The 12,094-nt window shown below is 55.4% G+C and carries 11 protein-coding genes and 1 tRNA gene; 11 read left to right on the forward strand and 1 reads right to left on the reverse strand.

All coding sequences use genetic code 11. The annotated features are described in order from the left end of the window. Window positions 1–180: 180 nt before the first annotated feature. From B2590_RS08030 to B2590_RS08080, 11 genes are all read left to right on the forward strand, one after another. Entirely contained in the window at window positions 181–1,164 is a 984-nt protein-coding gene (locus tag B2590_RS08030) for a TAXI family TRAP transporter solute-binding subunit (protein WP_036204607.1), read from the forward strand. 86 nt (window positions 1,165–1,250) lie between these two features. Continuing rightward, window positions 1,251–3,848 (forward strand): TRAP transporter permease, encoded by a 2,598-nt coding sequence (locus B2590_RS08035; RefSeq protein ID WP_085681348.1) that lies wholly within the window; start codon window positions 1,251–1,253, stop codon window positions 3,846–3,848. A gap of 146 nt (window positions 3,849–3,994) precedes the next feature. Next, on the forward strand, window positions 3,995–5,920 hold the full coding sequence (thrS, locus tag B2590_RS08040; RefSeq protein WP_075195580.1) for a threonine--tRNA ligase: 1,926 nt from the start codon (window positions 3,995–3,997) through the stop codon (window positions 5,918–5,920). Beyond that, a complete protein-coding gene (infC, locus tag B2590_RS08045) occupies window positions 5,917–6,459 on the forward strand; it encodes a translation initiation factor IF-3 (RefSeq protein ID WP_075195579.1) in 543 nt (180 codons plus the stop codon). The genes thrS and infC overlap by 4 nt, the downstream gene beginning before the upstream one ends. Window positions 6,460–6,552: 93 nt before the next feature. Then, window positions 6,553–6,744: a 50S ribosomal protein L35 gene (gene rpmI, locus B2590_RS08050; protein WP_007151842.1), complete on the forward strand. Its 192-nt coding sequence runs from the start codon at window positions 6,553–6,555 to the stop codon at window positions 6,742–6,744. Window positions 6,745–6,794: 50 nt separating this feature from the next. Beyond that, on the forward strand, window positions 6,795–7,148 hold the full coding sequence (gene rplT, locus B2590_RS08055; protein WP_007151841.1) for a 50S ribosomal protein L20: 354 nt from the start codon (window positions 6,795–6,797) through the stop codon (window positions 7,146–7,148). Window positions 7,149–7,287: 139 nt separating this feature from the next. Beyond that, entirely contained in the window at window positions 7,288–8,286 is a 999-nt protein-coding gene (pheS, locus tag B2590_RS08060) for a phenylalanine--tRNA ligase subunit alpha (RefSeq protein WP_036204614.1), read from the forward strand. A 59-nt stretch (window positions 8,287–8,345) separates the two neighbouring features. Next, a complete protein-coding gene (pheT, locus tag B2590_RS08065) occupies window positions 8,346–10,718 on the forward strand; it encodes a phenylalanine--tRNA ligase subunit beta (protein WP_286811671.1) in 2,373 nt (790 codons plus the stop codon). 3 nt (window positions 10,719–10,721) lie between these two features. Beyond that, window positions 10,722–11,024: an integration host factor subunit alpha gene (gene ihfA / locus B2590_RS08070; RefSeq protein ID WP_007151838.1), complete on the forward strand. Its 303-nt coding sequence runs from the start codon at window positions 10,722–10,724 to the stop codon at window positions 11,022–11,024. Then, on the forward strand, window positions 11,005–11,370 hold the full coding sequence (locus B2590_RS08075; protein WP_036204624.1) for a MerR family transcriptional regulator: 366 nt from the start codon (window positions 11,005–11,007) through the stop codon (window positions 11,368–11,370). Before ihfA ends, B2590_RS08075 begins: the two co-directional genes overlap by 20 nt. A 115-nt stretch (window positions 11,371–11,485) precedes the next feature. Beyond that, complete coding sequence (locus tag B2590_RS08080) at window positions 11,486–11,857, forward strand: VOC family protein (protein WP_075195578.1); 372 nt, start codon at window positions 11,486–11,488, stop codon at window positions 11,855–11,857. A gap of 60 nt (window positions 11,858–11,917) precedes the next feature. Here B2590_RS08080 and B2590_RS08085 read toward each other — a convergent pair. Further along, a tRNA-Pro gene (locus tag B2590_RS08085) sits at window positions 11,918–11,994 on the reverse strand. Window positions 11,995–12,094: the final 100 nt, after the last annotated feature.

Raw genomic sequence — 12,094 nt, forward strand, 5'->3', positions numbered from 1 at the left:
GTTTGTCAGCAATCTGAGCCCGCTCTGCGGGCTTTTTTGTTTTTTTGCTCAAGTGGTTAGCGAGCTAACCCTTGCTTTATTTATATCGCAAAGTGGTCTATGTTTTAAGGCGAAAGTGAGGAGTGTCCGTTTCGTTACGCGGGCCCAAAAAAGCAATAATGAACAGATAAGGGAAAAGTCATGGCACTGAAACAGAAATTTTCCGCACTTGCAGTTGCAGCAGCGGTCAGCCTTGGAACCGCCTCAACAGCGGTTACCGCGCAGGAGCAGAAATTTGTCACCATCGGTACCGGGGGCGTAACCGGTGTGTACTATCCGGCTGGTGGTGCGATTTGTCGCCTGGTTAACATGGATCGTAAGGAACATGGTATTCGCTGCTCTGTAGAGAGCACCGGCGGTTCGGTCTATAACCTGAACGCGATTCGCCAGGGTGAGCTGGACCTGGCGGTAGCCCAGTCTGACTGGCAGTACCACGCCTACAACGGCACCAGCCAGTTCGAGGAAGACGGAAAGAACGAGAAGCTGCGTGCTGTATTCTCGCTGCACCCCGAGCCATTCACGGTGGTTGCCAGCAAAGGGTCCGGTATCAAGACGTTTGAAGATCTCGCAGGCAAGCGTGTGTCCGTCGGTAACCCCGGTTCTGGTCAGCGCGCCACAGCAGAAGTGCTGATGGACGAAATGGGCTGGACCATGGACAAGTTCTCGCTTCCGGCGGAACTGAAGGCTGCGGAGCAATCCCAGGCTCTGTGCGATGGCAATATTGATGCATTCTTCTACACCGTTGGCCACCCTTCCGGTGCGATCAAGGAAGCGACCACGTCCTGTGACAGTGTGATCGTCAGCGTCAACAACGAGGCGACCAAGAAGCTGGTTGCAGATAACCCATACTACCGCGAAGCGGTGATCCCGGGTGGTATGTATCGTGGTTCTGATGACGACGTGACCACGTTTGGTGTGGCGGCAACGTTCGTCTCGTCTACCGAGGTATCTGAGGACGTAGTGTACGAAGTGGTCAAGGCTGTATTCGAGAACTTTGACAGCTTCAAGCGCCTCCACCCTGCGTTTGCCAACCTGAAAAAAGAAGAAATGGTATCCGACGCGTTGAGTGCTCCCCTGCACCCGGGCGCGGCGAAGTACTACAAAGAAGCCGGCCTGATCGACTGATCCTGTAACCGGTACAACGACACCGCGGGCAGGCCTGCCCGCGGTGTTCTGATCTCCGACCCGCTATATTCTTACAGGACCCAGCTATGACCAATAGCGAACCGAGAGCCGGGGATACCATCGACAGCAAGAAGGTTGCAGAGGTTCTCCAAACCGAAACCGGTGGAAGGGCTGCGACCGGTACGGCTGCAAAGATTCTTTTTGTCGTCCCTCTGCTCTGGTCCCTCTTTCAGCTATGGATAGCGTCACCGCTCCCCTACATTGTTGAGTTCGGTGTTTTTAACTCGACGGAAGCAAGATCCATTCATCTCGCCTTTGCTGCGTTCCTCGCGTTTGCGGCTTATCCCATGATTCGTGGCAGGAATGTTGACCACGTACCGGTTTACGACTGGATTCTTGCCCTGGCTGCCGCTTTTGCAGCCTCTTATCTGTATCTGTTTTATGACCAGCTTGCGACGCGTCCGGGCTCGCCTATTACCCAGGACCTGATCATTGCACTTGGTGGTCTGGTACTGCTTCTGGAAGCAACTCGCCGCGCACTGGGGCTGCCGCTGACCATCGTTGCTGGTGTGTTCCTTATCTACGCGCTGGCCGGTCCCTATATGCCGGATGTGATTTCCCACAAGGGGGCCAGTCTGAGCAAGCTGTCTTCCCATATGTGGTTGGGTACGGAAGGCGTGTTTGGTGTCGCCCTTGGCGTGTCCACCAGTTTTGTCTTCCTGTTTGTGTTATTCGGTGCGCTGCTGGAGCGGGCAGGGGCGGGCAACTACTTTATCCAGGTTGCCTACGCCATGCTCGGGCACATGCGCGGCGGTCCCGCCAAGGCCGCGGTGGTATCCAGTGGTCTGAGCGGTGTGATTTCAGGTTCGTCCATCGCCAACGTGGTGACAACCGGCACCTTTACCATCCCCCTGATGAAGCGGGTTGGTTTCCCCGCTACCAAGGCGGGTGCTGTTGAGGTAGCTGCGTCCACTAACGGTCAGTTGACGCCTCCCATTATGGGTGCGGCAGCCTTCCTGATGGTTGAGTACGTGGGCATTTCCTACCTGGAAGTGATCAAGCACGCCATCCTGCCAGCGCTGATCTCCTACGTGGCGCTGATCTACATCGTTCATCTTGAGGCCTGTAAGCTCAAGATGAAGGGTATTGAACGTCCGAATCGCCCGACGCTGGCCCAGCGCATGCTGAACTGGGTTGTGATTCTGATCGGCCTGAGTGCTCTCACGTTCATCGTGTATTACGGCATTGGATGGTTGAAGGTGGTTCTGGGCGAAGCGGCTGTGTGGGTTCTCGGGCCGCTGCTACTGCTCATTTATATCGGACTGGTCTGGTACTCCACCCGCTTTCCGGAACTGGCGCAGGACGATCCTGAGTCCTCAATGGATACACTGCCTGACGTGGGGCCAACGGTTAAGACCGGCCTGTACTTCCTGTTGCCAGTGGTGGTCCTGGTCTGGTGCCTGACTGTTGAGCGGTTTTCGCCCCAGTTATCAGCATTCTGGGCCACCGTGTTCATGATTTTCATCGTGATCACTCAGCAGCCACTGAAAGCGTTTTTCCGCAAAAAGGGTCACTTCCTCGCGGAAACCAAAACCGGCCTCGTTGACCTCACCCTCTCGCTGGTAACTGGCGCGAGGAATATGGTTGGTATCGGTGTGGCGACAGCCACCGCCGGCATTGTGGTGGGCACGGTGACGCTGACAGGCATTGGCCTGGTGATGACCCAGTTTGTGGAGTTCATCTCCGGCGGCAACCTGTTGCTGATGCTGGTTTTCACAGCGATTATCAGTCTGATTCTGGGTATGGGGCTGCCTACCACCGCCAACTACATCGTGGTTTCCACCCTGATGGCTCCGGTTATCGTGACACTGGGCGCCCAGAATGGCTTGTTGGTGCCTTTGATCGCTGTCCATCTGTTCGTGTTCTATTTCGGCATACTGGCGGATGATACGCCGCCCGTGGGGCTGGCCGCCTACGCGGCGGCGGCTATATCAGGGGCGGACCCGATACGAACGGGTGTGCAGGGCTTCACGTACGATATTCGGACAGCGATTCTGCCCTTCATGTTCATCTTCAACACCCAGTTGTTGTTGATTGGCCTGACGGGTTGGGTGGATTTGCTGGTGACGGTTGCCAGTGCGGTGACGGCCATGCTGGTCTTCTCGGCGGCCACTCAGGGTTACTGGTTTACCAAGAGCTACAAGTGGGAGTCGGCTCTGCTGCTGCTGATCACGTTTACCCTGTTCCGTCCAGGTTATTGGTGGGACATGGTCTACCCGGCAACGCAGGACAGGCCGGGTACCGAGGTGATTGAGCATATTGAAAATGTGCCCGCAGGCGAGTCCCTGGTAGTGCAGGCATCGGGCATGTCCCTGAGTGGTGACGAGGTTTCCACTTATCTCAGTCTGGAGCTACCCGCAGCGGAATCCCCGGAGGCGAGACTGGCGAGCGCTGGCCTTGAGCTGTCGCGTCAGGATGACACGATGGTGGTGGATTTCGTTGGCTATGGTAGCCAGGCAGAGAACGCCGGCGTCAGCTTCGGCTGGACCATTGATGCCGTGCAGGTTGAGAATGAGCGCCCGCCGAAGGAACTTATGTTCATTCCCGCGCTTATACTGCTTGGTCTTGTCGCGTTCGGCCAATTGCGGCGACGCACACCCGAAGAGGCCAGCGCCTACGGCTGACCCTTTTCCCCTTAAAAGCCCGGCATTAACCTGCCGGGCTTTTTTCTGTTAAACTCCTGCGCGCAACGGTCCGCGGTTTGTATCGCGGCCAACCGTCAACATGTGGTCTTTGGTACGGATCACCTCTGAGTCCCTAGGAGCCTACTATGCCTGTTGTTACCCTGCCGGATGGCAGTCACCGCAGTTTTGCCGAATCTGTTACCGTTCACGATGTCGCCGCAGACATTGGTGCCGGGCTTGCCAAGGCCGCCATTGCCGGCCGTGTAAATGGCCAACTGGTCGATACCAGCTTCCCGATTGAAGAAGACGCTGAGCTTGCCATTGTCACCGAGCGTGATGAAGACGGCGTCGACATTATCCGCCACTCCACAGCACATCTCCTGGCCATGGCGGTCAAGGAACTGTTTCCTTCCGCTCAGGTGACTATTGGTCCGGTTGTGGACAACGGGTTCTATTACGATTTCAAATTCGATCGGCCGTTCACCAATGAAGATCTGAGCCGGATCGAAAAGCGCATGGAAGAGCTGGCCAAGCAGGATATTCCGGTTTCCCGATCGGTCATGTCCCGTGACGAAGCTGTCCGTCTGTTTGATGAGATGGGCGAGGAATACAAGGTTCGCATCATTGAGGATATTCCCGGCGAGGAAGATCTGTCCTTCTACCGCCAGGGTGACTTTATCGATCTGTGTCGTGGCCCTCACGTGCCCAACACCGGCAAGCTCAAGGCCTTCAAGCTGACCAAGGTTGCCGGCGCCTACTGGCGCGGCGATACCAGCAACGAGCAGTTGCAGAGGGTGTATGGCACTGCCTGGGGCAACAAGAAAGACCTGAAGGCCTATCTGCATCGCCTGGAAGAGGCCGAGAAGCGCGACCACCGCAAGATCGGCAAGAAATTGAGCCTGTTCCACATGCAGGAAGAGGCCCCGGGCATGGTGTTCTGGCATCCGGATGGCTGGTCCCTGTATCAGGAGATCGAGCAGTACATGCGCCGCAAGCAGCATGAGCATGGTTACCAGGAGATCAAGACGCCGCAGGTGGTTTCCAGGGCGCTTTGGGAAAAGTCAGGGCACTGGGACAAGTTCAAGGACGACATGTTTACCACGGAGTCCGAGAAGCACGACTACGCCATCAAGCCGATGAACTGTCCCTGCCATGTGCAGGTTTTCAACCAGGGCCTGAAAAGCTACAAGGACCTGCCACTGCGTCTGGCCGAGTTCGGTTCCTGTCACCGTAACGAGGCGTCTGGTGCCTTGCATGGTTTGATGCGGGTTCGCGGGTTTACCCAGGACGATGCCCACATTTTCTGTGAAGAGGATGCCATTCAGCAGGAAGTGTCTGACTTTATCGGCATGCTCCACGAGATTTATGCGGATTTCGGGTTTACGGAGATTCTTTACAAGCTCTCAACCCGTCCGGAAAAGCGGGTTGGCTCGGACGAAGTCTGGGACAAAGCGGAAGCCGCGCTGGAAGAAGCATTGAACCGGGAAGGCGTTGATTGGGAGCTTTTGCCGGGTGAGGGCGCCTTTTATGGCCCGAAAATCGAGTTTTCGCTGAAAGACTGCATCGGACGGGTGTGGCAATGTGGTACCATTCAGGTCGATTTTTCCATGCCGGGACGGCTGGGTGCCCAATATGTGGCAGATAACTCCGAGCGCAAGACGCCGGTGATGTTACACAGGGCGGTTCTTGGTTCGTTCGAGCGCTTTATTGGTATCCTCATCGAGGAATACGAGGGCGCTTTCCCGACATGGCTTGCGCCAACGCAGATCGCGGTGCTGAATATTACCGACAATCAGCGGGATTATTGCCAGAATCTTGCGAAAAAGTGGGATTCCCTTGGCTATAGGGTTAATGCTGACTTGAGAAACGAGAAGATCGGCTTTAAAATCCGCGAGCATACTATTAACAAAGTTCCCTTCCTTGTTGTTATCGGCGACAAAGAAGTTGAAAACAACGCCGTTGCGGTGAGAACCCGCAAGGGTGAGGATCTGGGAACTTTATCGCTGGAAGCGTTTGAGCAGCTGATGGCTGACGAAATCAATCGCAAAGGCAGAACCAAAACGGAGATCTGATTATTAAACAGCGAGCGAATCGGGGGCGCACTCCAAAAGCGCCGATCAACGAGAACATTGACGCAACTGAAGTCCGTCTGATCGATGCCGAAGGCAATCAGGTCGGTGTCGTACCGATTGAAGATGCACTCAAGCAGGCTGAAGAAGCGTCTCTTGACCTGGTTCAGGTTACGGATTCCGATCCGATCGTCTGTAAGATAATGGACTACGGCAAGAAAATCTTCGATGAGAAGAAGGCCAAAGCGGCTGCCAAGAAAAAGCAGAAGCAGACGCAGGTCAAAGAGCTTAAGTTCCGGCCAGGAACTGAAGAAGGGGATTATCAGGTCAAACTACGCAACCTGGTACGTTTCCTTGAAAACGGGGACCGCGGCAAAATCACTATCCGCTTCCGTGGGCGTGAGATGGCACACCAGGAAATTGGTATGAAGCTCATGAACAGGATCGAAGTGGATATTGAAGAGCTTGCCCAGGTAGAACAGCGGCCGAAAATGGAAGGCCGCCAGATGACCATGGTAGTGGCCCCCCGTAAAAAGAAGTGAACCTGATCCGGTGCTGATCCCCCGCGGTCGCGGGGGATTTGTCGTTCAGGGGCACATTGATATCACTTAAAAACAGAATGCGGAGTTTTAAAAATGCCCAAGATGAAAACCAAAAGCGGGGCCACCAAGCGGTTCAAGAAGACCGCTACTGGCTTTAAGCATAAGCAGTCCTTCACCAGTCATATCTTGACCAAGAAGAGCCCGAAGCGTAAGCGTCAGCTCCGTGGTACCAAGTTGATTGCCAAGTCCGATGTGGCTTCAATCAAACGTATGACGGCGTGCTGATTCAGCCGCTAGCCATTTCTTTTTAGGTTTAAAGGTAGAAGGATTAACGTATGCCTCGCGTAAAACGTGGTGTGGTTGCACGCCGTCGTCATAAAAAGATTCTCAGTCAGGCCAAGGGTTATTACGGAGCGCGTAGCCGCGTCTTCCGCGTAGCCAAACAGGCGGTTATCAAGGCCGGTCAGTACGCTTACCGTGACCGTCGTAACCGTAAGCGCTCGTTCCGCGCACTGTGGATTGCCCGTATCAATGCTGGCGCCCGTGCCAACGGCCTGTCTTACAGCCGTCTGATTGCTGGCCTGAAGAAGGCCAATGTTGAGATCGACCGTAAAGTTCTGGCCGACCTGGCCATGAACGAGCAGCAGGCGTTTACCGCTGTTGTTGAGAAGGCCAAAGCGTCTCTGTGATCGCTTAGCTCTTTCATCGGTTAACCGATCGATTCAGGCGTCTCCATGGGTTCATGAAGACGCCTTCTGATAGGGGAAGGGCGCGCTCTTCCCCTATTTTTGTTTAGAGTGATTCCATTTCTGGATTGGAGCAGGGTCAATGGAAAACCTGGATCAACTCGTTCAGGACGGCCTGGCGGCGGTTGAAAGTGCCGACAGTTTGCAGGCACTGGATCAGATTCGTGTTGAATACCTTGGCAAGAAGGGTGTGATCACCCAGCAGGCGAAGACACTGGGTAAGCTGTCTGCGGAAGAACGTCCCGCCGCCGGCCAGAAGATCAACGACGCCAAGGGGCAGGTGGAGCAGGCTATCAACGCCCGCCGTACAGACCTTGAGCGCGCCGCCATCGAGCAAAAACTCGCCAGTGAATCCATTGATGTGACGCTTCCCGGGCGAGGCCAGGATCTGGGTGGTTTGCATCCGGTTACCCGCACCCTTCAGCGTATTGAGCAATTTTTCTCCCGCGCGGGCTATACCGTGGAGCAGGGGCCGGAAATCGAAGACGACTATCACAACTTCGAAGCTCTCAACATTCCCGGCCACCATCCGGCCCGTGCCATGCATGACACGTTTTACTTCAATCCCGGCACATTGCTGCGAACCCACACCTCACCGGTTCAGATTCGCACCATGGAAGATGGCAAGCCACCTTTTCGGATGATTTGCCCCGGCCGCGTCTACCGCTGCGACTCGGATATGACCCACACTCCCATGTTTCACCAGGTGGAAGGGTTGTTGGTCGAGAAAGACGTGAGCTTTGCGGACTTGAAGAGCACCGTTGAGGAATTCCTGCGGGTATTCTTCGAGCGCGACCTGGAAGTGCGATTCCGCCCGTCCTATTTCCCGTTCACGGAGCCGTCCGCCGAGGTGGATATCGAATGGGGGCGCGAAGAGGATGGCAGCATCAAATGGCTGGAAGTGATGGGCTGCGGCATGGTTCACCCCAAAGTATTCGAGCATTGCGGTATCGATGCCGAGGAATATCGTGGCTTTGCGTTTGGTCTGGGCGTAGAGCGCCTTGCCATGCTTCGCTATGGCGTGAATGACCTGCGCATGTTCTTTGAGAACGACCTCCGCTTTCTGCGGCAGTTCCGTTGAACACGCCATCAAGGTAAACGAACTAACAGGCAACACCGCATCAGGACAAGGCAGATACCATGAAATTCAGTGAACAGTGGCTACGCGAATGGGTCAATCCGGCGAATGATACCCAGGCATTGATGGATCAGATCACCATGGCGGGTCTGGAAGTTGACGGATTTGAGCCGGTAGCCGGCAAGTTCAGTGGCATTGTTGTGGGTGAGGTTGTGTCGGTATCGCCTCATCCCGATGCGGATAAGCTTCGGGTTTGTCAGGTCAGTGATGGTGCTCAAACGGTACAGGTGGTTTGCGGTGCGCCCAACGTGCGCGACGGCCTGAAGGTGCCGTTTGCCGTCGTCGGAGCGGTGTTGCCGGGCGACTTCAAGATCAAGAAGGCCAAGCTGCGTGGGCAACCTTCGGAAGGGATGCTGTGCTCAGAGTCAGAGCTTGGCCTTTCGGACAGCCATGACGGCCTGATGGAGTTGCCGGACGATGCGCCGGTAGGCCAGGAGCTGAGTGAGTTTCTCAAGTTGAACGACGTCACCATCGATGTGGATCTGACGCCGAATCGCAGTGATTGCCTGTCGATCAAAGGGATCGCCCGGGAAGTCGGGGTACTGAACAGCCTTGTGGTTGAGGGGCCGGAAATTCTCCCCGTGGAAGCAGTGCACTCAGAGGTGCCTGACATCGCCGTGAAAGACCCCGAAGGCTGCCCCCGGTATCTGGGGAGAATCCTGCGCAACGTGGACCTTAGCATTGAATCCCCACTGTGGATGCAGGAAAAGCTTCGCCGCTCCGGGATCCGCTCTATCGACGCTGCGGTGGATGTTACCAACTATGTGATGCTTGAACTGGGTCAGCCCCTACACGCCTTTGACCGTGAGGAAATAGAGGGTGGCATTGTTGTGCGCCGGGCAATGCAGGGTGAAAAGTTGGTATTGCTGGATGGACAGGAAGTGGAACTGACCCCGGATACCCTGGTTATCGCGGATCACGCCAAGCCGATAGCGATTGCCGGTGTGATGGGTGGCGAGCATTCCGGAGTGAGTGAGCGAACCCGCGACCTGATCCTTGAGGCTGCCTATTTTGATCCGATTACTCTGGCGGGTAAGGCGCGCCACTATGGCCTTCACACGGACGCTTCACATAGGTTCGAGCGTGGCGTGGACTACGAGCTTGCCCGCGATGCCATGGAGCGTGCAACGGCATTGTTGATGTCCATCGTGGGTGGCGAGCCTGGGGATATTGTCGAGGTTGTCAGCAAGCAGGACTTGCCTGAAGACCGCACGGTGGACCTTCGGGAGACACGTGTTGCCGACGTGTTGGGGCTGGAGATCGACCGCACTACGGTGGAAGAAATTCTGACCCGTCTGGGCCTTCATATCGATAAGCTGCTGAAGGATGGCTGGCGGGTACACGTGCCGAGTTTCCGCCCGGATATCAGTATCGAAGAGGATCTGATCGAAGAAATTGGACGGATATACGGTTACAACAACCTGCCGGTCACGGAACCCACGGGATCACTCGGCCTTCGCCCGCAGGAAGAGGCCGTCCGCCCGGTATCGGCTATCCAGAACTATTTCGTGGCGTGTGGATACCAGGAAGCGATTACCTACAGCTTTGTAGACCCGAAAGTTCAGGGTCTGGTTGATCCCGAGCGGGAAGGCATTGCGCTGGCAAACCCGATTTCGTCGGATCTGTCCGTCATGCGCACGAGCCTCTGGAGCGGACTGCTGAAAACCGTGGCTTACAATCAGAATCGTCAGCAGCCGCGAATCCGGCTATTCGAAACCGGGCTCCGGTTCATCAAGGATGGCGATCGGATTGACCAACAGCCCATGCTCTCGGGTGTGGTCGCCGGCGGTCAGTTGCCTGAAAACTGGGCCAACGGTCGCAGAAATGCCGATTTTTTTGATGTAAAAGGCGAATTGGAGGGTCTGTTCCAGCTCCTTGGCATTGAAGTGCATTTCCTCGCCAGTCAGCACCCCGCGCTGCACCCGGGCCAGACGGCGGAATTGATCCGGGACGGAGAACATGTAGGCTGGATGGGCACATTGCACCCACAAGTGCAGAAAAAACTGGAACTTAATGGCACGATTCTGATGTTTGAGCTATTCTTGAATTCGGTCGTTTCTGGATATGTGCCTAATTTCAAAGATATTTCAAAATTCCCAGAAGTTCGGCGGGATTTGGCTATTATTATCGGAAGCGACGTGGGGTTTGCGGACGTCGAGCGTGTAGCGAAAAAGCACGCCGGGGAGCACCTCACGGCTTTGCGTGCGTTTGATGTTTATGAAGGTGAAAGCCTGGGTGAAGGCAACCGAAGCCTCGCTCTCAGCCTGTTCTGGCAGCATCCCGAGCGCACACTAAATGAAGAAGAGGTGCATTCGCTCTTCAACGGTGTGATTGACGCACTGCGCGAAGAGTTGGGGGCAACACTGAGGAGTTAGCAGATGGCGGCTTTGACGAAAGCGGAGATGGCAGAGCGGTTGTACGAGGAGTTGGGTCTCAACAAACGTGAAGCCAAGGAAATGGTGGAAGCTTTTTTCGACGAGATCAGAGGCGCTCTCAGCCACAACGAACAGGTGAAGTTGTCGGGATTTGGTAACTTTGATCTGCGTGACAAGAAACAGCGGCCGGGACGGAACCCGAAGACCGGTGAGGAAATTCCGATCAGTGCACGGCGTGTTGTTACGTTCCGCCCGGGACAAAAACTAAAACAGAAAGTAGAAGCGTATGCTGGAACCCAGTCATAACAACGAATTACCCACGATACCGGGGAAGCGTTATTTCACCATTGGTGAAGTTGCCGAACTTTGTGCTGTAAAAGCGCACGTGCTCAGATACTGGGAGCAGGAGTTCCCTCAGCTTTCTCCGGTCAAGCGCCGTGGCAACCGCCGCTACTATCAGCGTGCCGATGTCATTACCATCCGCCAGATCCGCAGCCTGTTGTATGATCAGGGCTACACCATTGGCGGGGCCAAGCAGAAACTCAGCAGCCACGAGGTGAAAGACGATACCTCCCAGTACAAGCAGCTGATCCGGCAGATGATTACCGAACTGGAAGATGTTCTCGACGTGCTCAATACGCCGGTGAAGTGAGACGTTTTGAAGCTGAAAGCCGAAGGTTCGCCTTCGGCTTTTTTGTTGGTGGCAGTCGCCGAAATGAACAAATAGGTCGTATAGTTAACCGACACTCACACCGGAGAATAACAGCATGATTGGATACGTAACGATTGGCGTCAGTGATATGTCCCGAGCCAAGGCCTTTTACTCGGAACTGTTGGGAGATATCGGCGCTAGGGTCCTTCTGGATATGGGCCGCATTGCGTTTATTGGGGAGAGTATGAAGGCGCCGATGCTGGCCGTGTGCACTCCCTACGATGGCGAACCCAATCAGCCGGGCAATGGCAATATGGTCGCCATTCACCCAGGGTCCAAGGAGGCGGTAGATGCCCACTACAAGCGAGCGTTGGAGTTGGGTGCGAGCTGTGACGGCGAGCCTGGCCAGCGGATCCCTGATCAGTTCTATGGCGCCTACGTGAGAGACCTGGACGGTAACAAGCTGGCCTTCTTCCACTTTGGCTAGCAGTCGTCTGTGAAAACAACAAAGCCCGGGCCTTTCGGCCCGGGCTTTGTGTAGGGAATTTGGTCGGGACGGTAGGATTTGAACCTACGACCCCTTGCACCCCATGCAAGTGCGCTACCAAGCTGCGCTACGCCCCGAAATTGCCAGTGGCCAGAGAGAAACTTGAGAGATATCTCAGTGGCTTAGCGGGAGCGAAGTCTACACCAGCCTCGGATAAAAATAAACATCCAATCGCCG

The organism is Marinobacter sp. UBA3604 (assembly GCF_002375325.1).
In the GTDB taxonomy this organism is placed as follows: Bacteria; Pseudomonadota; Gammaproteobacteria; order Pseudomonadales; family Oleiphilaceae; genus Marinobacter; species Marinobacter salarius.